Annotated in this window: 23 protein-coding genes and 1 pseudogene; 10 read left to right on the forward strand and 14 right to left on the reverse strand. The window is 59.2% G+C overall.

Translation table 11 applies throughout. The features are described from left to right. Positions 1-23: 23 nt before the first annotated feature. Positions 24-623 carry a 5'-deoxynucleotidase gene (gene yfbR / locus KOL70_RS08725; RefSeq protein ID WP_021509207.1) on the forward strand — a complete coding sequence of 200 codons (600 nt, stop codon included), beginning with the start codon at positions 24-26 and terminating at the stop codon, positions 621-623. 25 nt (positions 624-648) lie between these two features. Here yfbR and KOL70_RS08730 read toward each other — a convergent pair whose 3' ends face one another. From KOL70_RS08730 to yfbV, 3 genes are all read right to left on the reverse strand, one after another. After that, positions 649-1,308 (reverse strand): sugar phosphatase, encoded by a 660-nt coding sequence (locus tag KOL70_RS08730; protein WP_021509206.1) that lies wholly within the window; start codon positions 1,306-1,308, stop codon positions 649-651. Between the two features lie 14 nt (positions 1,309-1,322). Continuing rightward, positions 1,323-1,817 carry a YfbU family protein gene (locus tag KOL70_RS08735; protein ID WP_021509205.1) on the reverse strand — a complete coding sequence of 165 codons (495 nt, stop codon included), beginning with the start codon at positions 1,815-1,817 and terminating at the stop codon, positions 1,323-1,325. A 150-nt stretch (positions 1,818-1,967) separates the two neighbouring features. Next, entirely contained in the window at positions 1,968-2,420 is a 453-nt protein-coding gene (gene yfbV / locus KOL70_RS08740) for a terminus macrodomain insulation protein YfbV (protein ID WP_021509204.1), read from the reverse strand. Between the two features lie 339 nt (positions 2,421-2,759). Between yfbV and ackA the strand changes: the two genes are divergently transcribed. The 3 genes from ackA (at position 2,760) to KOL70_RS08755 (ending at position 7,582) form a co-directional block, all read left to right on the forward strand. Next, positions 2,760-3,962, forward strand: a complete 1,203-nt coding sequence (ackA, locus tag KOL70_RS08745; RefSeq protein WP_021509203.1) for an acetate kinase — start codon at positions 2,760-2,762, stop codon at positions 3,960-3,962. A 69-nt stretch (positions 3,963-4,031) separates the two neighbouring features. Further along, entirely contained in the window at positions 4,032-6,176 is a 2,145-nt protein-coding gene (gene pta / locus KOL70_RS08750; RefSeq protein ID WP_176428128.1) for a phosphate acetyltransferase, read from the forward strand. 146 nt (positions 6,177-6,322) lie between these two features. Next, positions 6,323-7,582: a 4-aminobutyrate--2-oxoglutarate transaminase gene (locus KOL70_RS08755; RefSeq protein WP_058769908.1), complete on the forward strand. Its 1,260-nt coding sequence runs from the start codon at positions 6,323-6,325 to the stop codon at positions 7,580-7,582. Positions 7,583-7,627: 45 nt separating this feature from the next. Here the strand turns inward: KOL70_RS08755 and yfcD are convergent, their stop codons facing one another. Continuing rightward, the gene (yfcD, locus tag KOL70_RS08760) at positions 7,628-8,173 is read right to left on the reverse strand and encodes an NUDIX hydrolase YfcD (RefSeq protein ID WP_021509200.1); all 546 of its coding nucleotides are present in this window, start codon (positions 8,171-8,173) and stop codon (positions 7,628-7,630) included. A 105-nt stretch (positions 8,174-8,278) separates the two neighbouring features. Beyond that, positions 8,279-8,920 (reverse strand): glutathione transferase, encoded by a 642-nt coding sequence (gene yfcF, locus KOL70_RS08765; RefSeq protein WP_058758433.1) that lies wholly within the window; start codon positions 8,918-8,920, stop codon positions 8,279-8,281. Positions 8,921-9,124: 204 nt separating this feature from the next. Between yfcF and KOL70_RS08770 the strand changes: the two genes are divergently transcribed. After that, positions 9,125-10,021: a TIGR01777 family oxidoreductase gene (locus tag KOL70_RS08770; protein WP_215480516.1), complete on the forward strand. Its 897-nt coding sequence runs from the start codon at positions 9,125-9,127 to the stop codon at positions 10,019-10,021. 17 nt (positions 10,022-10,038) lie between these two features. On the opposite strand, the gene KOL70_RS08775 is transcribed toward KOL70_RS08770, so the two are convergent. Next, positions 10,039-10,926, reverse strand: coding sequence for a LysR family transcriptional regulator (locus KOL70_RS08775; protein ID WP_215480517.1), 888 nt, complete (start codon positions 10,924-10,926; stop codon positions 10,039-10,041). A gap of 172 nt (positions 10,927-11,098) precedes the next feature. On the opposite strand from KOL70_RS08775, the gene KOL70_RS08780 reads away from it, so the two are divergent. Continuing rightward, entirely contained in the window at positions 11,099-11,968 is an 870-nt protein-coding gene (locus tag KOL70_RS08780; protein ID WP_215480518.1) for an MBL fold metallo-hydrolase, read from the forward strand. A gap of 56 nt (positions 11,969-12,024) precedes the next feature. Here the strand turns inward: KOL70_RS08780 and KOL70_RS08785 are convergent, their stop codons facing one another. Next, positions 12,025-12,789: an SDR family NAD(P)-dependent oxidoreductase gene (locus KOL70_RS08785; RefSeq protein ID WP_215480519.1), complete on the reverse strand. Its 765-nt coding sequence runs from the start codon at positions 12,787-12,789 to the stop codon at positions 12,025-12,027. Between the two features lie 281 nt (positions 12,790-13,070). On the opposite strand from KOL70_RS08785, the gene KOL70_RS08790 reads away from it, so the two are divergent. The 3 genes and pseudogenes from KOL70_RS08790 to KOL70_RS08800 all read left to right on the forward strand — a co-directional run bounded on the left by KOL70_RS08790 (position 13,071) and on the right by KOL70_RS08800 (position 16,794). Continuing rightward, positions 13,071-13,817 (forward strand): gluconate 2-dehydrogenase subunit 3 family protein, encoded by a 747-nt coding sequence (locus KOL70_RS08790; RefSeq protein WP_215480520.1) that lies wholly within the window; start codon positions 13,071-13,073, stop codon positions 13,815-13,817. Positions 13,818-13,820: 3 nt separating this feature from the next. After that, positions 13,821-15,583, forward strand: a pseudogene (locus KOL70_RS08795) (GMC family oxidoreductase). After that, positions 15,580-16,794: a cytochrome c gene (locus tag KOL70_RS08800; protein WP_058758428.1), complete on the forward strand. Its 1,215-nt coding sequence runs from the start codon at positions 15,580-15,582 to the stop codon at positions 16,792-16,794. Before KOL70_RS08795 ends, KOL70_RS08800 begins: the two are co-directional and overlap by 4 nt. A gap of 49 nt (positions 16,795-16,843) precedes the next feature. On the opposite strand, the gene KOL70_RS08805 is transcribed toward KOL70_RS08800, so the two are convergent. Genes KOL70_RS08805 through dalD form a run of 3 tightly spaced genes read right to left on the reverse strand, consistent with a single transcriptional unit; the run spans position 16,844 to position 21,018 of the window. Beyond that, on the reverse strand, positions 16,844-18,124 hold the full coding sequence (locus KOL70_RS08805) for an MFS transporter (RefSeq protein WP_021509191.1): 1,281 nt from the start codon (positions 18,122-18,124) through the stop codon (positions 16,844-16,846). A 29-nt stretch (positions 18,125-18,153) separates the two neighbouring features. Beyond that, entirely contained in the window at positions 18,154-19,623 is a 1,470-nt protein-coding gene (xylB, locus tag KOL70_RS08810) for a xylulokinase (protein ID WP_215480521.1), read from the reverse strand. 12 nt (positions 19,624-19,635) lie between these two features. Then, complete coding sequence (gene dalD, locus KOL70_RS08815; RefSeq protein ID WP_215480522.1) at positions 19,636-21,018, reverse strand: D-arabinitol 4-dehydrogenase; 1,383 nt, start codon at positions 21,016-21,018, stop codon at positions 19,636-19,638. A 196-nt stretch (positions 21,019-21,214) separates the two neighbouring features. Between dalD and KOL70_RS08820 the strand changes: the two genes are divergently transcribed. Then, the gene (locus KOL70_RS08820) at positions 21,215-22,162 is read left to right on the forward strand and encodes a sugar-binding transcriptional regulator (RefSeq protein WP_215480523.1); all 948 of its coding nucleotides are present in this window, start codon (positions 21,215-21,217) and stop codon (positions 22,160-22,162) included. Between the two features lie 102 nt (positions 22,163-22,264). Here KOL70_RS08820 and hisP read toward each other — a convergent pair whose 3' ends face one another. From hisP to argT, 4 genes are all read right to left on the reverse strand, one after another. Beyond that, entirely contained in the window at positions 22,265-23,038 is a 774-nt protein-coding gene (hisP, locus tag KOL70_RS08825) for a histidine ABC transporter ATP-binding protein HisP (protein WP_021509187.1), read from the reverse strand. A gap of 8 nt (positions 23,039-23,046) precedes the next feature. Beyond that, positions 23,047-23,763 carry an ABC transporter permease gene (locus tag KOL70_RS08830; RefSeq protein ID WP_021509186.1) on the reverse strand — a complete coding sequence of 239 codons (717 nt, stop codon included), beginning with the start codon at positions 23,761-23,763 and terminating at the stop codon, positions 23,047-23,049. Further along, positions 23,760-24,446: a histidine ABC transporter permease HisQ gene (locus KOL70_RS08835; protein WP_021509185.1), complete on the reverse strand. Its 687-nt coding sequence runs from the start codon at positions 24,444-24,446 to the stop codon at positions 23,760-23,762. The genes KOL70_RS08830 and KOL70_RS08835 overlap by 4 nt, the downstream gene beginning before the upstream one ends. Before the next feature lie 192 nt (positions 24,447-24,638). Further along, on the reverse strand, positions 24,639-25,421 hold the full coding sequence (argT, locus tag KOL70_RS08840) for a lysine/arginine/ornithine ABC transporter substrate-binding protein ArgT (protein ID WP_031280032.1): 783 nt from the start codon (positions 25,419-25,421) through the stop codon (positions 24,639-24,641). Between the last annotated feature and the right edge of the window lie 153 nt (positions 25,422-25,574).

The following is a 25,574-nucleotide window of genomic DNA, read 5'->3' on the forward strand; positions in this document are numbered from 1 at the left end:
CCGCCGTGCAACAGGAACCGTCCATGACCCGTAGCCACTTTTTCGCCCACCTCTCCCGCCTGAAACTCATCAACCGCTGGCCGCTGATGCGCAATGTGCGCACGGAAAATGTCTCCGAGCACAGTCTGCAGGTCGCCATGGTGGCGCATGCGCTGGCCATCATTAAAAACAAAAAATTTAACGGCAATCTGAATGCCGATCGCATCGCCATGCTGGCGCTGTATCACGATGCCAGCGAAGTGCTGACCGGCGACCTGCCCACGCCGGTGAAGTACTACAACGCGCAGATTGCCCATGAATACAAGAAGATTGAAAAGATTGCGCAGCACAAGCTGATTGAGATGCTGCCGCCTGAGTTGCAGGACGCGTATCGTCCGCTACTGGATGAGCACCTGCATAGCGAGAGCGAGCAGGCGGTGGTGAAACAGGCTGATGCGCTGTGCGCCTACCTTAAGTGCCTTGAAGAACTGTCGGCCGGCAACAACGAGTTTCTGCTGGCCAAAGCTCGTCTGGAGAAGACGCTGGCGCAGCGGCGATCGCCGGAGATGGATTACTTCGTTGAAGTCTTCATCCCCAGCTTCAGCCTGTCGCTGGATGAAATTTCTCAGGATACGCCGCTGTAACCTGCGCCGCTCAGCGTAGGCTGTTTCAGGCGCGGAGCGTCACGCTGAAATAACCGTCCGGCTGTTTACTGATGTGCAGCGGCTGCAGATTTTCCACCTGCAGCGCGACTTCACTCAGGCGTGGCGCATCGGCCGGCGGATTGACCGCCACCACGGCGCTGCCCGCTTCCAGCCCGGCGATAATGCCCGCCGGTGCATCTTCCACCACCACGCATTCTGGCGCAGAAAGCCCGAGCCGCTCAGCACCCAGCAAATAAGGTTCAGGATTGGGCTTACCGAATTTAATGTCCTCGGCGGTAATAAATACCTCCGGCAGCGGTAAGCCGGCCGCTTTGTGGCGGGCGTGCGCCACCGGGATCGATCCCGAGGTCACAATCGCCCAGGGAATGTCGAGTGCGTTCAGGGTAGCCAGCAACGCGTGGGCACCGGCAATCGCCTGCACGCCTGCCGTGTCTTCTGCTTCCAGCTGCTCCAGCCAGCGAAATTCGGCCTGGATCGCCGCTTCAGACTGGCCCGCCATAAAGTGGCGCAGCGAGTTGATCGCCGGTTTGCCGTGAATGTAGTCCAGCACCTGCTGCGCGGCCAGGCCGTGGCGCGCGCCCCAGCTTGACCAGGCGCGATTCACGGCCGGCAGTGAATCCACCAGCGTCCCGTCTAAATCAAACAGAAAACCCCTGTACTTCACACGTTGCTCCTTATTCAGGCATTGAGGATTTGCGCGATCTCATTCTCGCTGAGGTGATACTGACGCGGACAAGTGTGCCACACCGCCAGCATGCGTTGGTATTTTTCCCACATCGGGGTTTGCGCATTGAAGCCGTGGGTGCCGGAATCGAAATGGGTATAGCGCCCTTCCACATTAACCATAAAGCGCACATAGCCGAGGTAACGCGCTTCGGTGGCCGCGTCGAAGCCGAGAAACGCCAGGCGACGCTCTTCAATGTTGCACGGCGCTTTGTGATTGGACCAGGAAACATGCAGCGCATGATGCATTTCCATAATGTCGATCAGCGTACGGCAGGTCGCCTCGCTCAGCTCGCCGAACTCTTTGTCCAGCTCGCGCAATTGCAGTCCATAGCCGCGTTCAATAATGGTCTGATAGCGGCGATAGCGCTCGGCGTTATCCGGCTCAAGCATCGCCATCATCTGGTATTGATTAGAAAGAATCAGTCGCTGTGCATGGGTCATTTCCATGGTTTACTCCCGGGCCGCAGGGCCGCTTAAGATTTAAACAATGCAGAAATGATTACACAACGAAAGCGATGCGTGTATGTCCGCATCACTATTCTTTGATTTGAACCGGGATTGGGCGCAAATTCTCTGGCAGAGAAAAGCGCCATTTGATCAAAGATCGTCGAGGAAAGTACGGTCGAGCTGCTTAAAAGCACGCTTGAGCACATCCGCCAGCGCCTGGTAAGTCGGCTTGCCGTCGACGGGGGCAATGGCCTGTCCGGCCTCTTCCAGTTTGGCGCGCACTTCGTGGAACCAGTGCAGCAGCGTTGGCGGCAGCGGCGTGACGGAACGTTTACCCAGCCACCATAATCCCTGCATCGGCAGGCTACAGGCAAACAGCGCGGTGGCAATCGCCGGACCGAGCTGCCCGCCGAGCGCGATTTGCCACGTCAGCGTAAAAATGGCCAGCGGTGGCATAAAGCGAATCGCAAAGCGGGTTGCCGTCACCACACGGTTCTCAGGAAACACCGGCGCCAGACGTTTGTCGGCGGGCCAGGTTTTCATGTAGTGCTGGCCGCGCTGAAATAAGCCGAACCAGCCTGGATTGCCTGCGTCATTCGCCATGGTAGACCTCAACTATTACTGCAACATTTAAAAAAATTTTATAACTACACAACTTTACGTGACATCCTTCAAAAGATTTTGTCTTTGCGGGTCACAGTGGGTATTCTGACGCCGTTTTTGCAACATTACCGGAAGCCGCAGCTCAATAAAAGAGCGCGCTGGAGCCATGTTTCGCTTCGTGGATTTCAAAAATCTGCGTAAAATTACCGAAATTTTTTGCGTGTCGTTTCTTTTTTGACTAGCGCATGATGTTAATCATTAATCTACCAGCTTTCATAGGCTACGCTGTTAGTCTGATTGCGTTATTTTTAGCCACTATTTAACAAAATAGGTACTTCCATGTCGACGAAGTTAGTACTGGTCCTCAACTGCGGCAGCTCCTCTCTTAAGTTTGCCATTCTCAATCCAGCCAGCGGTGACGAATACCTTTCCGGTCTGGCGGAGTGTTTCCACCTGCCGGAAGCGCGCATCAAGTGGAAACTGGACGGCAGCAAACAGGAAGCCCCGCTCGGCGCGGGCGCAGCGCACAGCGAAGCGCTGAACTTCATCGTTAAAACTATTCTGGCACAAAAACCAGAGCTTTCGGCACAAATCGCTGCAATCGGCCATCGTATCGTTCACGGCGGCGAGCAGCTGACGCAATCGGTGGTGATTGACGAGTCCGTCATTCAGGGCATCAAAGACGCGTCGTCCTTCGCGCCACTGCACAATCCGGCGCACCTGATCGGTATCGACGAAGCCATGAAAAACTTCCCGCACCTGTCGGATAAAAATGTCGCCGTTTTCGACACCGCCTTCCATCAGACTATGCCGGAAGAGTCCTATCTCTATGCCCTGCCGTACAACCTGTATAAAGAGCACGGCGTGCGCCGCTACGGCGCGCACGGCACCAGTCACTACTATGTGACGCAGGAAGCCGCCAAAATGCTGAACAAGCCGGTCAGCGAGCTGAACATCATCACCTGCCATCTCGGCAACGGCGGTTCTGTGGCGGCCATCCGTAACGGCCAGTGCGTAGATACCTCAATGGGTCTGACGCCGCTGGAAGGTCTGGTGATGGGCACCCGCAGCGGTGACATCGATCCGGCTATCGTCTTCTTCCTGCACGATACGCTGGGCATGAGCGTGGATGCGATCAACAAACTGCTGACCAAAGAGTCCGGCCTGCTCGGCCTGACCGAAGTCACCAGCGACTGCCGTTACGTGGAAGATAACTACGCCACCAAAGACGATGCCAAACGTGCGATGGATGTGTTCTGTCACCGCCTGGCGAAGTACATCGGCAGCTACACCGCACTGATGGAAGGCCGTCTGGATGCGGTGGTGTTTACCGGCGGTATCGGTGAAAACGCGGCGATGGTGCGTGAGCTGGCGCTGGACAAACTGGGTCTGCTTGGCTTCGAGGTTGACCACGAGCGCAACCTGGCTGCACGCTTCGGCAAGTCCGGCTTCATCAATAAAGAAGGTACCCGCCCGGCGGTGGTGATTCCAACCAATGAAGAGTGGGTCATCGCCCAGGACGCCGCGCGCCTCACCGCGTAATGTTTCTCTCCGTCAGCTTCGGCTGACGGTGTTGTTTTTGACACCCTGTAACACCGCGAGGTTTCTATAGTGTCACGTACAATTATGCTTATTCCTACCGGCACCAGCGTCGGCCTGACCAGCGTCAGCCTTGGCGTGATTCGTGCCATGGAGCGCAAAGGCGTGCGCCTGAGCGTGTTCAAACCGATCGCCCAGCCGCGCGCTGGCGGCGATGCGCCAGACCAGACCACCACCATCATTCGCAAAAACTCCGCTATTCCGGCCGCGGTTCCGCTGCCAATGTCTCGCGTTGAGTCGCTGCTGGGTTCTAACCAGCAGGATGTGCTGATGGAAGAGATCATCGCCAACTACCACGCCAACGCCAAAGATGCGGAAGTGGTGCTGGTGGAAGGCCTGGTTCCGACGCGCAAACATCAGTTTGCCTCGGCGCTGAACTATGAAATTGCCAAAACGCTGAACGCGGAGATCGTCTTCGTCATGTCGCTGGGTAACGACTCACCGGCACAGCTGAAAGAGCGCATCGAACTGACGCAGAGCAGCTTCGGCGGCAGCAAAAACAAAAACATCACCGGCGTCATCATCAACAAACTCAACGCGCCAGTGGATGAGCAGGGCCGTACCCGTCCGGATCTGTCAGAAATTTTCGACGACTCCTCGAAAGCCAGTATCGCCAACATCGATCCTAAGCAACTGTTCGCCAACAGCCCGCTGCCGGTGCTGGGCTGCGTGCCGTGGAGCTTTGATCTGATCGCGACGCGCGCCATTGATATGTGCCGCCATCTCAACGCGGAGATCATCAACGAAGGTGAAATCCACACGCGTCGCGTCAAATCCGTCACCTTCTGCGCGCGCAGCATCCCGCATATGCTGGAGCACTTCCGTCCGGGCTCGCTACTGGTGACCTCAGCCGACCGTCCTGACGTGCTGGTGGCGGCCTGTCTGGCGGCGATGAACGGCATCGAAATTGGTGCGGTGCTGCTGACCGGCGGCTATCAGATTGAAGCGCCGATTGCCCGTCTGTGCGAACGCGCCTTCCAGACCGGCCTGCCGGTGTTCATGGTAAAAACCAACACCTGGCAAACCTCGCTCAGCCTGCAGAGCTTTAACCTGGAAGTGCCGGCTGACGACACGCAGCGCATCGAAAAAGTGCAGGAGTATGTGGCCGGCTTTATCAATGCTGACTGGGTTGAATCGCTGACCGCCACATCCGAACGCAGCCGTCGTCTGTCACCGCCGGCATTCCGCTATCAGCTCACCGAACTGGCGCGTAAAGCCGGCAAGCGCATCGTCCTGCCGGAAGGCGACGAACCGCGTACCGTTAAAGCGGCGGCGATTTGTGCCGAGCGCGGCATCGCCACCTGTGTGCTGCTGGGCAATCCGGATGAGATTCAGCGCGTGGCCGCAGCGCAGGGCGTTGAGCTCGGCAAAGGCATTGAAATTGTCGATCCGCAGGTGGTGCGTGACAACTACGTGCCGCGCCTGGTTGAGCTGCGTAAGAGCAAAGGCATGACCGAAGTGGTCGCGCAGGAGCAGCTGGAAGATAACGTGGTGCTGGGCACCATGATGCTGGAAAGCGGCGAAGTTGACGGTCTGGTCTCGGGCGCGGTTCACACCACCGCCAACACCATTCGTCCGCCGTTGCAGCTGATCAAAACCGCGCCGAACAGCTCGCTGGTCTCCTCGGTATTCTTCATGCTGCTGCCAGAGCAGGTGCTGGTGTACGGTGACTGCGCCATCAACCCGGATCCTAATCCGGAACAGCTGGCCGAGATCGCGATTCAGTCCGCCGACTCCGCCAAAGCCTTCGGCATCGATCCACGCGTAGCGATGATCTCCTACTCTACCGGTAACTCCGGTGCCGGTAGCGACGTGGAGAAAGTGCGTGAAGCAACGCGCATTGCGCAGGAAAAACGCCCGGATCTGGTGATCGACGGCCCGCTGCAGTACGACGCCGCGATCATGGAAGACGTCGCCAAGTCTAAAGCACCGAACTCAGCGGTGGCCGGACGTGCGACGGTATTTATCTTCCCGGATCTCAACACCGGTAACACCACTTACAAAGCGGTGCAGCGTTCTGCCGACCTGATCTCCATCGGGCCGATGCTGCAGGGCATGCGCAAACCGGTTAACGACCTGTCACGCGGTGCGCTGGTCGATGATATTGTCTACACCATTGCGCTGACGGCGATTCAGTCGCAGCAGGCTGAAGGCTAATCCCCTTCCCCGCTCCGCATCAGCACGCCCGCCCGGGCGTGCTTTTTTTTATCCTGCGCCACAACCCTGCCCGTATAAACGCACTGGCAAAATCCCGCCTGCGCGCTAACACTGATTACACTCTCCCGCGACTTACGAGGTCAGCAATGAGCAACAGTGATGTGCACAGCCGTCGGTTACAGGCCACGCCGCGTGGTGTGGGCGTGATGTGTGATTTCTTTGCGGCGAAAGCCGAAAACGCCACGCTGTGGGACCAGCAGGGGCGCGAATATATTGATTTCGCCGCCGGCATTGCGGTGCTCAATACCGGCCACCGGCATCCCAAAGTGCTGGCGGCGGTACAGCAGCAGCTGACGTGCTTCACCCATACCGCGTTTCAAATCGTGCCGTATGAGAACTACATTCACCTTGCGGAGCGTCTGAATGCGCTGGTGCCGATTGAAGGCGCTGTGAAAACCACCTTCTTCTCTACCGGCGCCGAGGCGGTTGAGAACGCGGTGAAAATCGCGCGCGCAGCCACCGGCCGCCCGGGGATTATCGCCTTCAGCGGCGCGTTCCACGGTCGCACCAATATGACCATGGCGCTGACCGGCAAAGTGCTGCCTTACAAAACCGGCTTCGGCCCGTTTGCCAGCCCGGTGTTTCACGCGCGCTACCCCAATGCGCTGCATAACGTCAGCGTGCACGATGCGCTCGACAGTCTGGAGACGATTTTCCGCAGCGATATCGCGCCACAGCAGGTGGCGGCCATCATCTTTGAACCGGTTCAGGGCGAAGGCGGATTCTATGTCGCGCCGCCAGAGTTTGTGACGGCGCTGCGCCAGCTGTGCGATCGCCACGGCATCCTGCTGATCGCCGATGAAGTACAGAGCGGTTTTGCGCGCACCGGCAGGCTGTTTGCCAGCGAATATTATGAGGTGCAGCCGGATCTGATCACACTGGCGAAAAGTCTGGCAGGCGGGTTTCCGCTGTCGGCGGTGAGCGGCCGGGCCGCGGTGATGGATGCACCGGAGCCGGGCGGTCTGGGCGGCACTTATGCTGGCCATCCGCCGGCAATTGCCGCCGCGCATGCGGTGCTGGATATTATCAGTGAGGAAAACTTGTGCGAGCGTGCGCAATGGCTCGGTACGCAGCTGGCGGAAGCGTTGAACGGCGCCGGCTGCCGTGCGCTGGCCGAGGTACGCGGTTATGGCTCGATGATGGCGGCGGAATTCCATGACGCCAGCGGCCGGCCCTCGGCGGAGATCGCCAAAGCGATTCAGCAGCAGGCGCTGGCCGAAGGATTGATTCTGCTGACCTGCGGCGTGCACAGCAACGTGATCCGCTTTCTTTATCCGCTAACCATTCCGGACGCCCAGTTCAGTACGGCGCTGAACATTCTCACCCGTATTCTCAGCCAGCATTAAACACAAAAGGCACCCTTAGGGTGCCTTAATGCGGAAGCGCAGGAATCAGGCTTCGCTGCTTTGCTTACTGCGCACCGCGTCACTGTTGCGGCTCAGCCACAGCGACAGGGCTTTGAGTGAATCATCGGTGAATTCATCACAGCGGGCGGTGATCTCTTCCGGCGTCATCCAGAACACTTCATCCACTTCCTCTTCCTGCATGGCAAACGGACCGTGCGACACGCAGCTGAACAGTCCACCCCATACGCGGCAGTGCTGATCTTCGAAGTAGAATTTGCCGTGCTCGGCGAACGGGACATCAGCGATGCCGAGCTCCTCTTCCGCTTCACGACGGGCGGATTCCAGCAGGTCTTCACCGCTTTGCACCACGCCGCCCGCAGTGGCATCCAGCATACCCGGCATAAAATCTTTGCTCTCGGTACGGCGTTGCACCAGAATCTTGCCCATGCCGTCGTGCACCACAATATAGGTAGCGCGATGGCGCAGACATTGCGCACGCATCTGCGCACGGCTGGCCTGCGCAATCACTTCGTTTTCTTCGCTAACGATATCCACCCACTCGATACCGTCACCTGCCGTTTGATCCACCATCCGGTAACCCTTTCTCTGTTTTCGGCGTGCCCAGCACGCGCCTGTTTGCGATGCTTTATTAGAATGAGCGCTAAGGTAAAGCGTTCTTTTCGCCGCCGCAAGGTTTTAGCGTGCTTTACCCGACTCGGCCAGCCACAGCTGCACCGAGGCGCGCTGCCACTGGAATTCTGCATAGTGCTGCAGCTTCACCGGCAGCGGATCGCCGTGCAGCGCCAGCCGGTTAATCATCACCGCCAGGTCGGTGTCGGCAATCGACCACTCGCCAAACAGGTTCTGCTGGCCGTCCGGCAGCAGGCGCTGCACCGCGGCAATCAGTTTACTGGCGGCCTGTTCGCCAGCGGGCGTGAGCGGAGCAAAGCGTTCAGCAGCGAACAGCACTTCAGTGGGCCGCTCCGTGCGCAGCGCCAGTAAATCGCTGCGCAGCCATGCCTGCACTTCGCGCGCGTGAGCACGTTTTTCGCGATCGCGCGGATAGAGGCGCTCAAACTCCGGCGCCGGAAAACGCTCTTCGAGATATTCGGCGATGGCCGAGGATTCATTCAGGCTGACATCATCAATTTGCAGCGTGGGCACACGGCAGGTCAGCGACAGGCCGCGGTATTCCTCATCAAGCTGTGCATTGCGCGACAGGTCAACGCGCCTGACCGTAAAGGGAATGCCCTTCTCGGTAAGCGCAACATAAACTGACATGGCATACGGGCTAAAAAAACAGGAATCGGACCACAACGTAATGGCGGGATAGTTCATCAGCTGCCTCGGCTAAGCGTCAGGTGTGCATCATGTTTACCGATTTTTGCCGGCTAAGGCAATGGCGCGCTGGTCCGATGTTTTGCCGCAGGACCACGGCAAACTGGCGGTTTTTCATCATAAGCGTAAGCGCTGTCACGCCGCAGCGGCACTTCTCTTCTATGCTCAATTCAGAGCAGATAATTAATGACAGGGAGACTAAACATGCACCTGCTTATTACCGGTGGTACCGGCTTGATAGGTCGCCATTTAATTCCGCGCCTGCTGCAGCTGGGCCATCAGGTGAATGTGGTAACGCGTGACGTGGTGGCCGCGCGGGAAAAACTTGATGCGCGCGTGATGCTGTGGTCGGGCATTAACCAGCAGTCCGATCTCAATGCTATTGACGGCGTCATCAATCTGGCGGGAGAACCGATTGCCGACAAGCGCTGGACCGAGCAGCAGAAGCAGCGCCTGTGCGAAAGCCGCTGGCAAATCACTGAACAGATCGTCTCGCTGATCCACGCCAGCAGCAATCCGCCGCGCCTGTTGATTTCCGGCTCGGCCACCGGCTTTTATGGTGATACCGGCGATGTGGTGGTGACCGAGGACGATCCGGGCCACGAGGAGTTTACCCACACCCTGTGCGCCCGCTGGGAGCAGCTGGCGCTGAAGGCGCAAAGCGAGCGCACCCGCGTGTGCCTGCTGCGCACCGGCGTGGTGCTGGCGCGCGAGGGTGGCGCGCTGAGCAAAATGAAGCTGCCGTTCAAACTTGGCGTCGGCGGACCGATTGGCAGCGGCAAACAGTACCTGCCATGGATCCATGTGGACGATCTGGTCAACGCCATCCTGTGGTTGATCGATAACGATCAGTTGCAGGGCCCGTTCAACATGGTGGCGCCTTACGCGGTGCGCAACGAGCAGTTCGCCGCCACGCTGGGCGAGGTGATGCACCGTCCGGCCTTTATGCGCACCCCGGCCAGCGCCATCAAACTGATGATGGGAGAATCCGCCGTGCTGGTGCTGGGCGGGCAGCACGTGCTGCCGAAACGGCTGGAGGAGTCCGGCTTTGGTTTCCGCTGGTACGATTTACAGGAAGCGCTGCAGGATGTCGCCGGCTGATGCGTCTCCGCTCAGGCTTACCGCGGCGCCACGGCGGGCGTGAGGCAAAGCTGCTGCAGAAAACGCGCCGTTAACGGTCGGGTATCCTGCCTGCGCCAGACGGCATACAGCACAATCTCCAGCGCCAGCTCTGGCACGGGCAGCAGGATGACATTATCCGGAACGATGCGCGCCAGGCTGTGCTGGATCAGGGTGAAACCCAGCCCGGCTTCAACGCAGGCAAGCGCGGCCAGCGGACCATTCACTTCAAAACGAATATCCGGCTGAAAGCCGGCGCGCTGGCAGGCTGCCAGCAATCGCGCCCGCGCGGCAGGGTTGAGATTTTCCTGGTCGGCAATCCACGCCCGGCCGTGCAAATCAGCCGCCACGGGTGCGGTCAGCGCACTGGACGCCGGCATCGCCAGCAGCAACGGTTCGGTCGCGATCTTCTTATGCACAAAATCCGCGTCATCGTGCGGCAGCGTATGCACAATGGCAATATCGATCGCCCCCGCCTCTAACCGGGCAATTTGCTGTGCGGAACGTAACGCATGCAGCCGGACATCAATGCCCGCCCCCGGTGCCAGCCGCGCCAGTGCCGCGGGCAGCAGGCGCGAGTGAATAGCCGCCTCCACATATCCAATATCCAGCCGCCCGACGTCACCCTGCTGCAGATGCTGCGCATACTCTTTTAGCCGTTCGTGATGCTGCAAAAAGGGCGTCACCTCGGTGAGAAAGCGCTTACCCTCATCCGTCAGGCGCAGGCGTTTCTTTTCACGGTGAAACAGCACCATCCCCAGTTCGCTTTCCAGCTGTTGAATTTGCCGGCTAAGCGGTGACGGCGAAATATGTAACCGTTCCGCAGCCTGACCAATATGCTCCAGCGCCGCCACAGTGGCAAAGGCGCGCAAAATTTTTATGTCCATGACAATCCGGGTCTCAACTCTGTCAAAAATGACACTGGTCACCTTAACGGTGTTAACGTCATTATCGCGCTGACAGCCACTGACGCGGCATTATCATCGCGCAAATCCGCCGCGAAAATTGCCGCGTTATTTTGTTTAACGTGAACGAATAAATTAGCGCACTGAGATCATTATGAGCCAGGCAATATTTTCACACACCACAGGGAAATACCAGGTCAGCGCCATCAGCGACGGCACTATGCAAGCCAGTCTGAGTTTATTAACGGATATCCACCACGACGATGCGGTCGATCTGCAACGTCAGGCAGGCATAGCACAGCCGGGCGACATCCATGTGTTTTGTTATCTGATCCGCGGTCAGGGACGCGTGATTCTGGTGGATACCGGGATGGGAAAACGCGATGCGCAGAGCGGCAAATTACTGCCTCATCTGCAGCTGGCCGGGGTAACGCCGGACGACATCGATACCCTGTTATTAACCCATGCGCACCCCGATCATATTGGCGGCTTGCTGGACAGCGCGGGTCAGCCGGTCTTTCGCCATGCCCGGCTCTGCCTCAGCCACAGCGAAGCCGCCTTCTGGCAGGATGATGCGGCGATCAGCCAGCTGAGTGAACGCGCGCAGTTAAACGCGGCGCTGGTGCGGCGCACGCTGCAGGCTTATGGCCCGCGGCTGCAGCTGATGACGGATGAGGAGATCAGCCCGGGAATCCGTGCGCTGGCGTTGCCCGGTCATACCCCGGGACATTGCGGGTTTCGCATTGATTCAGACGGCGAGCGTTTATTGATCTGGGGTGATATTGTGCATTACCCGCCTGTACAGCTGGCCTGCCCGCAGGTTTCCATCGCCTTCGATATCGATCCCGTCATGGCCAGCGAGACGCGCCAGCGTATTTTGCAGCAGGTGGCAGCGGAAAATACGGTGATTGCCGGCATGCATTTTGGCGCGTCTGGCTTTGCCAGAATCGTGGCGTTAGAGAACGGCGGTTATACGGCCAGCTATGTGTCAGCGAGTGACGATGGCGAAGCGAGTGAGCCATGACCGACTAGCAGGCGGATTGACGGTGTCATTACACCTGCCCCTCCGCCTGTTATCACTCACGCCTGTTTCGGCTGGCCGTTCGACGCCGTCAGACCGCCATCGACCGGCAGGTTAACGCCGGTGATATAACGCGCGTCGTCGCTGGCGATGAAAGCAATCGCGCTGGCGATATCTTCCGGTTCACCGGCGCGGCCCAGCGGAATACGGTCATAGAAGCGTGCAAGCAGCGCCTCATCGTTTTTCATCTCTTCGGTGAGATCGGTGAAGGTAAAGCCGGGACAAACGGCGTTAACGCGCACGCCGTCCGTGCCATAATCCATCGCCAGCGCGCGGGTAAAATTGGTCACCGCGCCCTTGGCGGCGTTGTAGACACTCATGCCCCAGTCGCCGCCCAGTCCGGATACCGACGAGGTATTCACCACGTTGCCTTTACTGTTGAGCAGCGCGGGCATAAAGAAGTGGGTGCAGTAAAATACACCGTCGAGGTCAGTGCTCATCAGCGACTTCCAGTCCGCTATCGACACTTCGTGAATTTTGCCCTGCACGATGCTGCCGGCGTTGTTCACCAGCACATCCACGCGCCCATACTGGCGCTGCACCTGCTCTGCCAGCTGTTTAACCTGATCCGCATCGCCGACGTCGCAGGGTGCCACCAGATGATTCTCGCCGCTCAGCGTGCTCAGCACCTGTTCCAGCTTGTCGCGGGTTCTGCCCACCAGCACCACCTGTGCGCCTTCACTGGCGAAACGCTGCGCCGCTGCGGCACCAATGCCGGATCCGGCTCCGGTAATCACCACCACTTTATCTGCAAAGCGCGACATATTTCCTCCTGGTTATTTCGTGGTTGAAACGGTTAAGCCTGGCAGCCATCGCGCTGAGTTCAAGCGAAGCCTGCAGATTTAACGTAGCGCTTAGTTCAGGAAATAACCGGCGGATTATCAAATAGTGCACTTTTTTGTGCGGTTATTGGTCGCCACCACCCAGCCCGTCTACAGTTAACATTCGCCATAAAAATTTACAAAAACTGAAGATTCCGGACCGCTGTGCCGCCGCGCACGCCGGCCGGTTACGCCTTATCTTGTTACTCTGTCTGGAAGCGATAATGAAAAAACGAGCCAAAACCCTGCCCGGTGTCACACGACGCCAGGTCCTGACCTGGTCGACGCTGGGCGTTGCCGCTGGCGTCACCCGCGCCGCCGATGCCGTCTCCCTCAAGGGCGCTCCCGGCTGGACACCCTTCGCCGATAACCCACCAGAACAGTTCCAGGCTCAGGGCTGGCTGTTCTTCACCGATGAAGAAGCGCGCACCGTAGAAGCCATGGTTGACCGCATTATTCCGGCGGACGAGCTGAGCGTGGGCGGCAAAGAAGCCGGCTGCGCTGTCTTTATCGACCGCCAGCTGCACGGCTTTTATGGCACCTTCGAACGCCTCTACATGCAGGGCCCGTTTCAGCAGGGCACCACCGAGCAGGGCGACCAGTCGCCGCTGGTGCCGCAACAGCGCTATCGCCAGGGGCTGGCGGCGCTCAACCGCTACGTGCAGCAAACCTCGCAAAAGAACTTTGTCGATCTGACGCCAGCGCAGCAGGACGCGCTGCTGGCAGACATGGAGGCCGGAAAGGTGCATTTCAGCGGCTTTGATGCGCAGTCGCTGTTTCTTGAGGTGCTGAACAACACCATGGAAGGTTTCTTTGCCGATCCGATCTACGGCGGCAACAAAGACATGGTGTCGTGGAAGATGCTGGGCTTTCCCGGCGCGCGCTACGACTATCGCGAATACATTGAGCGCCATAACGAAAATCTAGGCTTAGAGCCGATCAGCATTGCGCAATGGAAAGCACGGGGATAAGCGATGAAAAAATTACCGAAAACCGATGTGGTGGTGATTGGTCTCGGCTGGGCCGGATCGATTATCGCCAATGAACTGGCCGACGAAGGTCTGGAAGTGATCGGCATTGAGCGCGGCCCGTGGCGCGACACCGCGCGCGACTTCAATATTGGCACCGTCACCGACGAGTTGCGCTACGTGATGCGCGAAGAGCTGATGCTGCGTACGCGGCAGAACACCTGCACCATGCGCAACAATCCGTCGCAAACCGCCCTGCCGATGCGCACCTGGGGCTCGTCCATCCGGGCAACGGCACCGGCGGCGCGGGCAATCACTGGGCTGGCATTACCTTTCGCTTTCAGCCGGAAGAGTTTCGCCTGAAAAGCCACCTGACCGAACGCTACGGTGCCAGTGCCATTCCGGATGAGCTGGTGCTGCAGGACTGGGGCACCAGCTGGGAAGAGATGGAGCCGCACTACATGCAGTTTGAGCGCGTGGCCGGCACCTCGGGTTACGCCGGTAATATTCAGGGACAGAAACGGGCGGGCGGCAATCCGTTCGAAGGTGCCCGTTCGGCCGACTATCCGACGCCGCCGCTGCGCCAGCCCTATGGTCCGACGCTGTTTGCCGAAGCAGCAAAAAATCTCGGCTACCAGCCGTTTCCGGTGCCCTCCTCGCTGGTCTCCGAGGCGTACACCAATCCCTATGGCGTCACCATGGGTCCCTGCACCTTCTGCGGCTTCTGCACCAACTACGGCTGCGCCAACTACTCGAAAGCCAGCGCCATCACCACCGTGCTGCCGGCGCTGATGCGCAAAGAGAACTTTACCGCGTATACCAACTGCGAAGTGCTGGAAGTGCTGACCGATGCCAGCGGCAAACAGGCCACCGGTGTCACCTACATTGATTCCTCCGGCGATAAGTGGGAACAGCCAGCCGATCTGGTGATCGTCGCCGCCTTTACCTTTGAAAACGTGCGCCTGATGCTGCTCTCCGGCATTGGCCAGGCTTATGATCCGGTCACCAATAAAGGCACCACCGGTCGCAATTACGCCTACCAGACCGCCAACGGCGTCACGCTGTTTTTTGACAACAAAAACTTTAACCCGTTTATCGGTGCCGGCGCGGTGGGCATGGGCATTGATGAATTTAATAATGATAATTTTGACCACAGCGGTCTGGGCTTCTTCGGCGGCGGCAGCATCCGCGTGACGCCCATCGGCTCGGCACCGATTGGCTACCGGCCGCTGCCGCCCAACACGCCCAAATGGGGCTCGAAGTGGAAACGCGCGCTGAAAGATAACTACCTCAGCACCATGTCGATTGGCTGCGAGGCCAGCAGCTACACCACGCGCACCAACTATCTGTCGCTGGATCCCAACTACAAAGATCCGCACGGCCGGCCGCTGCTGCGCATTACCTTCGACTTTGCGGCGAACGATCTGAAAATGGCGCAGTACTGCACGGGTAAAGTGGCGGAAATCGCTAAATCGATGAACCCGCGCGAGATGATTGTCAAACCGATGACCGGCCACTGGAGCAGCGTGCCGTATCAGTCGTCGCACGTGGTTGGCGGCTTTATCATGGGCAGCGATCCCTCAACCAGCTCGGTCAATAAACATCTGCAGGTGTGGGATGTACCGAACCTGTTCGTGGTGGGCGCGTCAGCCTTTCCGCAAAACCCGGGCTATAACCCGACCGGCACCGTCGGCGCGCTGGCATTCAAAGCGGCGCATGCGATTCGTCACTACTATCTGCAACGTCCCGGGGAGATGATTACCGCATGAAAACACGCCTCTCTCTGTGCGCTGCCGCGCTGCTGCTCACCAGCTTTGTGTCTCACGCCCAGCCGGAATACGATCAGTACGCGCGCGGCAGCTATATCGCCACGCTGGCGGACTGCACCGCCTGCCACACCGCCGATCCGCAGCAGCCGTTTGCCGGGGGCGTCAGGTTGCAGACGCCGTTTGGTACGCTGGTCGGCGCTAACATCACGCCGGACCGCGAAACCGGCATCGGCAACTGGCGCTATGAAGATTTCCGCCGCGCCATGACCGAGGGTATCGGCCACGGCGGCAAGCGGCTGTACGGCGCGATGCCGTTCACCGCGTACACCAAAATGTCGGATAAGGATCTGCAGGATTTGTGGGCATGGATGCAGACGCTGCAGCCGATACACAACCCGGTCGAGACCAATCAGCTGCCCTTCCCTTTCAACATCCGTACCAGCCTGATGGTGTGGAACTGGATCAACTTTGACCAGGGCGCGTTCCAGCCGGACGCCCGTCAATCCGCCCAGTGGAATCGCGGTGCGTATCTGGTGCAGGGCGCGGGCCACTGCGGCACCTGCCACACGCCGAAAAACCTGCTCGGCGGCGATAAAAACGGCGCGTTCCTGCGTGGTGAAGTGGTCGAAGGCTGGATGGCGCCGGATATCACCGCGAACCCGCACAGCGGGCTGGGCAAATGGAGCCAGCAGGATATCGTCAGCTACCTGCGTACCGGCGTGAACCGTTTCGATATCGCTTCCGGTCCGATGGCCGACGCGGTGCGTCACTCCACGCAGCACTGGCGCGATGAAGATCTGCAGGCGGTGGCGGTGTACCTGAAAAGCGGGGAATCGCGTGATGAGAAAGCGCCCGCCGCACTTGCCGCGACGGACGATCGCATGAAGCTGGGCGCGCAAATCTATGCGGCGAAGTGTTCAGCCTGCCACAGCCCGGGCGGTCGCGGTGAGAAGAATATCTTCCCGCAGCTGGCGGACAATCCGTTGCTCAATCAGGAGGATGCTACCTCGCTGATTCGGGTGGTCGCCGCCGGCAGTCGCGGTGTCGATACTGATGCCCGCCCCACGGCACCGGCAATGCCGGCCTTTGCCGGCACGCTGGGTGATGAGGAGATCGCCGCAGTGGTGAGCTACATCCGCAACAGCTGGGGAAATGCCGCCGCACCGGTCAGCGCTGACGACGTGAAGAAAGTGAAACAGAAGCTGGAATAGCGCCGTGTCAGCACCGGCAGCGGCGGCTGCCGGTGCGACAGGCTCAGCTTTAGCTGCGCTGCTGCACCACCGACGACTTCACCGCTGACGCTTCCCGCGTGTGTCCCGGCTGCGGCACACGGATAATAAAGGTCAGCACGCCGGCGAATAGGTAGAGCGCGGTATAGGCCCACACCACCCCGACGATATCGAAGAACGGCAGCAGCAGCGAGGCAATCGCCGGGGCAACAAAGTTACTCAGCCCGGCCGACAGATTGTAAATCGATACCGCTGCGCCCTTATGATGCGGTTCCAGCGTCGGGAACACCGCGGTCATTGGCACAAAGGCAGCGACAAAGATCCCCAGCATGATCGCCGGAATCAGCGCCACCCAGAAGTTATGCCCGGCATACAGCGGCAGGTAGTAAAACGCCAGGCTGGAGATCGCCATACCGAGACAGCCGAACCAGCGCACCTGACGGATCCAGCCCAGCTTCTCACCGGTAATGCCCCAGAAAATATTGGTAAAGATGGTGACGAAGAAAAACACCGCCCAAATCTGCAGCCATTCGGAGATGGTAAAGCCGAGCCGATCGACAAACAGCAGCGGCATGATGATGGCAAAACCGAACAGCGACAGCGTATTGATGATGCGGATCAGGCAGGCATAAAACACATGCTGGTTGGTGAACAGAATGGTTACGGCACGCGACATCTCCGTCATCTTATCGCGCAGCGGCAGATTAACGCGGGAACGGTCCACCGGCACGTTGCGCAGGCTGAAGTAGGCCAGCACGCCGCCGCACGCCACCCAGACAATCGCCAGCCATAAGGTGCCGGTTTCGCCCAGCATCGGGATGGTCAGGCTCGGCAGATAGCTGCCCACCACGCCAATCCCCACTGAGTACATCGCCCAGAACCAGCCGGTGGCGGCGGCCAGCTTGTCACGCGGCAGCACCTGCACCAGCATCATCATGAACGAGTAGATAAACAGCGGATAGGCCAGTCCGCGAATACCGTAGAACAGTACCATCAGCGGATAGTTACGCAGCCCGAGCCCCAGCGACATAAACAGCGCATGCATGACGATCCACAGCACAAAGCCAATCATCATGGCGCGCTGCGGCGTAATCAGCTCCGCCACCACGCCGGAGGCCCACGCCGCCAGCGCGGCGGCCAGGCCGTAAAACGTAAACACTACCGCCGACTGGGCCGGCGAAAAGCCCATGTCAGTGATGTGGCGCGAGAGAAACGCCATTTCGAAGCCGTCGCCGGCCATGAAAATGGCGATCGCCAGAAAGCCCCAGAACATCTTTTTCGGTAAGCCAAACCAGTATGCGTTCGATTGCATGACAATCTTCCTTCCGTTCGCTAATCCGATCAGGCAGGCAGCAACGCGCGCGCCTGCTGTTGTTGTACATAGAGTTCACGGAACAGGCGCAGCCGCTGCTGCAGCACGGCCCCGCGCGCCGCATCGGGCTGATAGCGCGCCTGCACCGGCGGCTTCAGGCACACGTCGGCTTCGCTGCCGCCGTCGGCCAGCCACGCCAGTCGCGCCGCACCCAGCGCGCCGGAGGCGCTGGCCGGATGGGTCACTATCGGCAGCTGCAGCACGTCGGCAATCAGCTGCGCCCACAGCGTGCTGCGCGCGCCGCCGCCGGTCAGGCTGCACTGCTGAATCTGCTGCTGCGTATCGCCCAGCACCGCCAGACCATCCGCCAGGCCAAACGCCACGCCCTCAATCACCGCATAGCCGAGCAGCGCGCGCGGCGTTTCGTGGCGTAAATGGAAAAATGCTCCGGTCGCCTGCGGATCGTTATGCGGCGTGCGTTCACCAGAGAGATACGGCAGAAACAGCGGTGCCTGACGCAGCTGTTCCGCACTGAGCTGTGCCATCTCGTCCATCAGCTGGCTTTCGGTGACCGACAGCAGATTGCACAGCCAGCGCAGACAGCTGGCGGCGCTGAGCATCACGCTCATCTGGTGCCAGCGTCCCGGCAGCGCATGGCAGAAAGCGTGCACGCCGGATTGCGGATCGGCGCGCAGCCGATCGTTAACCACAAAAATCACGCCCGACGTGCCGAGCGAGATAAAGGCATCGCCCGCATTAACCGCACCGACGCCCACCGCCGACGCGGCATTATCACCGCCGCCGCCGGCCACGCTCACCGTGGCGGCTAAACCCCATTCGCTGGCCAGATCGGCGCGCAGCGTGGCGCTGACCGCGCTGCCCTCAACCAGTTCGGGCATCTGTGCGCGCGTCAGCCCGCTAATTGCCAGCAGTGCGTCAGACCAGTCGCGCTGCGCCACGTCGAGCCACAGCGTACCGGCGGCGTCCGACGGCTCGCTGACAAAGCGCCCGGTCAGACGCCAGCGCAGGTAGTCCTTCGGCAGCAACACCTTGTCGATGCGGCGGAAGATTTCGGGCTCATGTTTCGCCACCCAGTGCAGTTTCGGCGCGGTAAAGCCGGGCATAATCAGGTTGGCGGCGATTTCCATCATCTGCGGATGCTGCTGGCGCAGCGCATCACACTGCGCCGCGCTGCGCGTGTCGTTCCACAATATGCACGGCCGCAGCACCTCACCGGCGGCATCCAGCAGCACGGCGCCGTGCATCTGACCGGAGAGACCGATGGCGCGAATTGCGGCCCACGCGTCCGGCGCCTGCTGGCGCAGCCCGGCGATCGCCTGACCACACGCCTGCCACCAGCGCTCGGGATCCTGCTCCGCCCAGTGCGGATGCGGACGCTGCACGCTGAGCGTGGCGTGATTCGACGCCACAATCTCGCCCTGCGGGTTAACAATCAGCGCTTTGAGTTCAGAGGTGCCAATATCAATGCCGAGATACATGCTGTGCGCTCCTTACACCGTCGCCGGCTGCAGCAGTTGCTGCTCAATGGCGTCTACGCTGTGCGTCACCAGCGCATGAAAAGCGCGGTCATCGGCCAGTTCGGCAAACAGCGCGCGGTCGCTGAGGAAGGTTTGTAGCGCATTATCGCCGCTCAGCTGCTGGCGCAGCGCGTCAGCATTGAGCACGCCATCCTGATAGGCATACGGCAGCTGGTTGCTGGCCCAGCGTTGCAGGAACAGGTAGAACAGCGCCGGCAGCACGGCGGTAGCGGTCGGTTCTGCGCCGCGCTGATAGCATTCGCGCAGCGTCGGCGTCACCATGCCGGGAATCTTCGACAGTCCATCGGCACCAACGCGCTGGTTGGTGTCTTTGATGTAGGGATTGCTAAAGCGCGCCAGCACCACATCGCGGTAATCCGCCAGATCGAGCGGGCTGGGCGACAGTGACGGGATCACGTCCTGCGTGATGTAGTCGTACGCCAGCTGATAAATCGCAGGCTGACGCGTGCTGTCATCAATGTAGTCATGGCCGGTGAGCGTGCCGGCCCAGGCAATCGCCGCGTGCGTGGCGTTGAGGATGCGGATTTTCGCCTCTTCCCACGGCAGCACCGACGCCACCAGCTCCACGCCCACCTTTTCCATCGCCGGGCGTCCGGCGATGAAATCATCCTCAATCACCCACTGGATAAACGATTCCGCCATCACCGCCGCGCCATCGTCTTTGCCGGTGGCCGCTTTGACGCGTTCGGCAACATCCGGCGTGGGGCGCGGCGTGATGCGATCCACCATGGTGTTTGGCGAAGTGGTGTTATCGCGCACCCAGCTGGCCAGCACACTGTCGCCCTGCGCGGCGAGAAACGCCAGCATGCCGTGACGGAAACGTTCGCCGTTGTGACGCAGGTTGTCGCAGTTGAGCAGCGTGACCGGCGCACCGCCGCTGGCCACGCGCTGGCGCAGAATGCGGGTCAGCGCGCCGTAAATAGTGCGCGCCTCACCACGGAGATCGGCCTGGATATCCGCCTGGCTGAGATCGAGTTCATGCGCCGGCGTCAGGTAGTAACCCGCTTCGGTCACGGTAAAACCGATCACTTTTGTCTCAGCGCTGGCGCCCTGTGCCACCAGCGCACTGATCTCCGCGTCCCACGGCAGGATGGTGCGCAGCGAAGTGATGGTTTCATACGCGCGCTCGCCCTCCGGCGTCACGGTTTCCAGCACGTACTCGCCGTTTTGCGCCTGCAGCTGATCAAGCAGCGCTACCGCATCGCCGCGGATGTTGCCGAGCGCGATGCTCCAGCTGTCATCGCCCTGCTGGCGCAGCTGGTGCAGATACCACGCCTGATGCGCGCGGTGAAAAGAGCCTGCACCGATATGCATCCACACTGATTTCGTCGTCATAGTCGCCTCAAAATAAACATTTGCCACAATTCAGGGCATTTGCCCGATGAGGCGTAGCATAGTCGCCGGCGGGGCGATCGTTCTGCGAGATCCATCACATTTAATACTTTTGCTCTTTTTTAGGGCTTTTGCTCAGTTAACGCTTCAGGGGCAAGACGCGATAAACTGACGCATCGGAGTTTGACGGAACAAGGCGATGAGCAGAGAAGAGAAGAAGCAGGAGCTGGCGGCGCGGGCAGCGTGGATGTATTACGTGGCAGGCGTCACGCAGCAGGAGATTGCGCGCGCGCTGGGCTTATCGCGGCAGGTGGCGCAGCGGCTGGTTTCCAGCGCGCGTGAATTGGGCATGGTCAGCGTGAAGATCGACCATCCGGTCACGCACTGCCTGCATCTGGCGCGCGAGATCGAACAAAAGTTTGGTCTGACGCTGTGCCGCGTGGTGCCGTCAGCCGGGCTGGATGATGAGGCGATTCAGCAAATGCTGGCGGTGGAAGGCGCGGCGGTGATGGCGCAGTTTATCAACGAAGAGACCCCGCAGGTATTTGGCATCGGTTCCGGCAAAACGCTGCGCTCAATGATTGATGCGCTGCCGTGGGTTGAACGGCCACAGCATCAGTGTGTGTCGATGATCGGCGCGATTGCGCGTGACGATTCCGGTACCCGCTACGACGTACCGCTGAAAATGGCGGAGAAGATGCAGGGCAAATATTTCTTCATTCCGGCGCCGCTGTATGCTGACACGCCGCAGGATAAGACGATGTGGGTGCAGCATCAGGTCTATCAGCGCGTCACCCAGCGTGCGCTGCAGGCGAACGTGGCGTTTGTCGGCATTGGCGAAGTGATGCCGGGCTGCCCGCTCAATGCCGAAGGCTTTATCACCGATGCGCAGGTAGAAGCGCTCAACGCGCGCGGCGTGGTGGGTGAAATGCTGGGGCATTTTTTCAATCAGCAGGGAGAGCGGGTGTACGGCGAAACCGATGAGCTGCTGACCAGCGTACTGCTGGAGAGCCAGACGCAGCGCAATATCATCGGCTTTGCCGGCAGCGCGCGCAAATACGCAGCGATTCACGCCGCGCTGCACGGCGGCTGGATCTCCGGGCTGGTGACGGATGAAGACACCGCGCTGAAACTGCTGCATGATTAATTAAAAATTTCTGTGATTCGTCGCGGCGCGATGTATCGCGCGGATTCAACCGCCGCATCGCCGGGAAACGCGCAATACATTGCGCCGCAACGGTTCAGAAACCTATTTCAACGATCCCTTCAAAAACTGCTGCAGGCGCGGACTTTTCGGGTTGCCGAACAGTTCGTCTGGCGCGCCCTGCTCTTCGATTTTGCCCTGATGCAGAAAAATCACGTGGCTGGATACGTGACGGGCGAACTCCATCTCGTGCGTCACTACCACCATGGTTTTGCCCTCTTCGGCCAGCTTCTGCATGATGCGCAGCACTTCGCCTACCAGCTCCGGATCGAGCGCCGAGGTGGGTTCGTCAAACAGCAACACTTCCGGCTCCATCGCCAGCGCGCGGGCAATCGAGACACGCTGCTGCTGGCCGCCTGACAGATGCACCGGGTATTTGGCACGCGCGCGCGCATCAATACCGACTTTATCGAGGTATTTAATTGCCCGCTCGCGCGCTTCGGCTTTGCTCAGCCCCAGCACCTGAATCGGTGCTTCAGTAACGTTATCCAGCACCGTCATGTGGCTCCACAAATTGAAGTGCTGGAACACCATAGTCAGCCGGGTACGAAGAGAACGCAGCTGCTCCTTGTTGGCCACTTTCAGCTGGCCATCGGTGTCGCGCACCAGGTTTATCGCCTCGTTGTTAACCGCGATGGTGCCTTCACTCGGCTTTTCGAGGAAGTTGATGCAGCGTAAAAAGGTACTTTTCCCGGAACCGGACGAGCCAATAATGCTGATCACATCGCCGGCGTTGGCCTGCAGCGACACGCCCTTCAGAACTTCATGTTCACCGTAACGCTTATGCAGTTCGGTAACGCTTAATTTATTTTCAGCCATAGTCATACTCAGTGCGACGAAGAGGGTTTCACATGCGCGAGGAAGCGGCGCTCCGCAAGGCGGAACAGGCTAATCAGCACGTAAGAGATAATCAGGTACAGCACCGCAGCGATGCCGAACGCGGTGAACGGCTGATAGGTCGCCGAGTTGATATCGCGCGCGATTTTTAGCAAATCCGGCACGGTGGCGGTGAACGCCAGCGCGGTGGAGTGCAGCATCAGAATCACTTCATTGCTGTAGGCGGGCAGCGCGGTGCGCAGCGCCGACGGCAGAATGATGCAGCGGTAAAGTTTAAACGGCGAGAAACCATAGGCGCGCGCGGCTTCGATTTCACCGTGTGGCACGGCGCGAATGGCACCGGCAAAAATCTCGGTGGTATAAGCACAGGTGTTCAGGGTAAATGCCAGCAGCGTACAGTTCAGGCCACTGCGGAAGAAGGCGTTCAGCAGCTCGGAGCCTTTCACCACCTCCAGCGTGTACATGCCGGAATAGAACACCAGCAGCTGCACATACAGCGGCGTGCCGCGAAACACATAGGTAAACAGCCACACCGGCGTGGAGATATAGCGATTTGGCGAGACGCGCGCGATGGCCAGCAGCACCGCAAGGCTGCCGCCAATCACCACGGACAGAATCAGCAGCCACAGCGTGATGGCCACGCCGGTAAAACGGTAACCGTCGGTCCAGAGCAGTTGTTTCCAGTACTCCTGAATAATCTCGATCATAACTCTGCCCTTTTCACCCCTACCGAGTAGCGACGTTCAAGCCACCACAGCACGCCGTTGGACAGCGTGGTAAACACCAGATAAATCACCCCGGCAACAATCGCAAAGTAGAACGGTTGCCAGGTACTTTTGCCGGCCAGCTGCGTAGCTTTTACCACATCTTCAAGGCCGAGCAGCGACACCAGCGCGGTGGCTTTGAGGATCACCTGCCAGTTGTTGCCGATGCCGGGCAGCGCAAAGCGCATCATCGCCGGGAACAGAATGCGACGGAAAGTTTGCGAGCCGGTAAAGCCGAAGGCGGTGGCGGCTTCAATCTGCCCTTTCGGCACCGCGAGAAACGCGCCACGGAAGGTTTCAGTGAAGTAAGCACCGTAGATGAAGCCGAGCGTAATAATACCGGCCACCATCGGGTCGATATCAAACTGCGCCATGCCGAGCGCATCGGTCACGGCGTTAAGGGCAATCTGCAGACCGTAAAAGATCAGCAGCATCAGCACCAGGTCGGGCACGCCACGGATTAGCGTGGTGTAGCCTTCAAAAATCATCGCCAGCGGGCGATTGCGGGAGAGTTTGGCGCCGGCCCCTATCAGGCCCAGCACCACGGCCAGCACCACCGAGCTGAGCGCCAGCTCAAGGGTCACCAGCGTGCCTTTGAGAATTACTTCAGAATAGCCATACAACATGGGTTCGATCCTGTCGTGAGGGAAATAAACAAACGCTGTCCAACAACACACGGACAGTCCTGACCAGGATGTGAATCACGGAAGGATGGTGGCAAGCGTATGAACTCCGGGAGTTTACATAAGTAAGCGCCCGGAGTGAATAGTTATGACCCCGTTAGCGTGACTCAATACACCCGTTCAGGAACAGGAGTCTTAATCGCCGTAAACATTGAAATCAAAGTACTTCTTCGCAATCTTGTCGTAGGTACCGTCTTTGCGCATGTCGTTAAAGGCTTTGTCGATGGCAGCTTTCAGATCGGCGTCATCTTTACGCAGGCCCATACCGGTGCCGACGCCAAAGATTTTGTCATCTTTCACCGCCGGACCGGCGAACGCGTAGTTTTTCCCGACCGGCTGCTTAAGGAAGCCTTCGCTCGCCTGCACCTCATCCTGGAACGCCGCATCAATACGACCAGCGTTCAGGTCCTGATACACCAGATCCTGGTTGGCATACGGCGTGACGGTCACCCCTTTTGGCCGCCAGTATTCATTGGCGTAGGTTTCCTGCGTGGTGCCCTGCAGCAGGCCGATGTTTTTGCCCTTCAGCGACTCAATGGTCGGCTGCAGTTTAGACCCCTTCGGCGCCACTAAACGCGCGTTCGCTGCATACAGTTTTTCCGAGAAGGCGATCTCTTCCTGACGTTTCTCGGTGATCGAGAGTGAAGAGATGATGGCGTCGATCTTCTTCGCTTTCAGCGACGGGATCAGCGCATCGAAATCACTTTCCACATAAGTACATTTGGTCTTGATACGCTTACAGATCTCGTTGGCCAGGTCGATATCAAAGCCAACCAGCTGGCCCTGCGCGTTCTTGGACTCAAACGGCGGGTAAGTTGGATCGGTCCCGATGCGCAGCGACTGCGGTACCGCTGCGAACACGCTCGCAGCGCCGGACATAGCCAGCATCAGAGAAAGAGCCAGAACTCGCTTTTTCATAGGTAACCCTCAAGTGAAGTGCTTATTGTTATGTGGTGCGTGATGTGTTTGCGCTGAATGTTTTGCAGGTTTCATGCCAGTTGTGCAAATCGGCGAAACTGTGCGCAGGCGCACTAAATACCGCGTCCATCTGGGACGCAAGCACTTAGTTTG

The sequence above is a fragment of the Pantoea sp. B270 genome (assembly GCF_018726825.1).
Taxonomy (GTDB): Bacteria; Pseudomonadota; Gammaproteobacteria; order Enterobacterales; family Enterobacteriaceae; genus Pantoea; species Pantoea dispersa.

Bases quoted from the DNA above. Each gene is read 5' to 3' on its own strand.
- KOL70_RS08800 (WP_058758428.1), top strand. From the start codon at position 15,580: ATGAAAACACGCCTCTCTCTGTGCGCTGCCGCGCTGCTGCTCACCAGC.
- KOL70_RS08820 (WP_215480523.1), top strand. From the start codon at position 21,215: ATGAGCAGAGAAGAGAAGAAGCAGGAGCTGGCGGCGCGGGCAGCGTGG.
- KOL70_RS08770 (WP_215480516.1), top strand. From the start codon at position 9,125: ATGCACCTGCTTATTACCGGTGGTACCGGCTTGATAGGTCGCCATTTA.
- KOL70_RS08830 (WP_021509186.1), bottom strand. From the start codon at position 23,763: ATGATCGAGATTATTCAGGAGTACTGGAAACAACTGCTCTGGACCGAC.
- KOL70_RS08805 (WP_021509191.1), bottom strand. From the start codon at position 18,124: ATGCAATCGAACGCATACTGGTTTGGCTTACCGAAAAAGATGTTCTGG.
- xylB (WP_215480521.1), bottom strand. From the start codon at position 19,623: ATGTATCTCGGCATTGATATTGGCACCTCTGAACTCAAAGCGCTGATT.
- hisP (WP_021509187.1), bottom strand. From the start codon at position 23,038: ATGGCTGAAAATAAATTAAGCGTTACCGAACTGCATAAGCGTTACGGT.
- argT (WP_031280032.1), bottom strand. From the start codon at position 25,421: ATGAAAAAGCGAGTTCTGGCTCTTTCTCTGATGCTGGCTATGTCCGGC.
- KOL70_RS08790 (WP_215480520.1), top strand. From the start codon at position 13,071: ATGAAAAAACGAGCCAAAACCCTGCCCGGTGTCACACGACGCCAGGTC.
- yfcF (WP_058758433.1), bottom strand. From the start codon at position 8,920: ATGAACTATCCCGCCATTACGTTGTGGTCCGATTCCTGTTTTTTTAGC.
- yfcD (WP_021509200.1), bottom strand. From the start codon at position 8,173: ATGGTGGATCAAACGGCAGGTGACGGTATCGAGTGGGTGGATATCGTT.
- KOL70_RS08735 (WP_021509205.1), bottom strand. From the start codon at position 1,817: ATGGAAATGACCCATGCACAGCGACTGATTCTTTCTAATCAATACCAG.
- KOL70_RS08785 (WP_215480519.1), bottom strand. From the start codon at position 12,789: ATGTCGCGCTTTGCAGATAAAGTGGTGGTGATTACCGGAGCCGGATCC.
- ackA (WP_021509203.1), top strand. From the start codon at position 2,760: ATGTCGACGAAGTTAGTACTGGTCCTCAACTGCGGCAGCTCCTCTCTT.
- yfbV (WP_021509204.1), bottom strand. From the start codon at position 2,420: ATGGCGAATGACGCAGGCAATCCAGGCTGGTTCGGCTTATTTCAGCGC.
- KOL70_RS08780 (WP_215480518.1), top strand. From the start codon at position 11,099: ATGAGCCAGGCAATATTTTCACACACCACAGGGAAATACCAGGTCAGC.
- yfbR (WP_021509207.1), top strand. From the start codon at position 24: ATGACCCGTAGCCACTTTTTCGCCCACCTCTCCCGCCTGAAACTCATC.
- KOL70_RS08775 (WP_215480517.1), bottom strand. From the start codon at position 10,926: ATGGACATAAAAATTTTGCGCGCCTTTGCCACTGTGGCGGCGCTGGAG.
- KOL70_RS08835 (WP_021509185.1), bottom strand. From the start codon at position 24,446: ATGTTGTATGGCTATTCTGAAGTAATTCTCAAAGGCACGCTGGTGACC.
- KOL70_RS08755 (WP_058769908.1), top strand. From the start codon at position 6,323: ATGAGCAACAGTGATGTGCACAGCCGTCGGTTACAGGCCACGCCGCGT.
- dalD (WP_215480522.1), bottom strand. From the start codon at position 21,018: ATGACGACGAAATCAGTGTGGATGCATATCGGTGCAGGCTCTTTTCAC.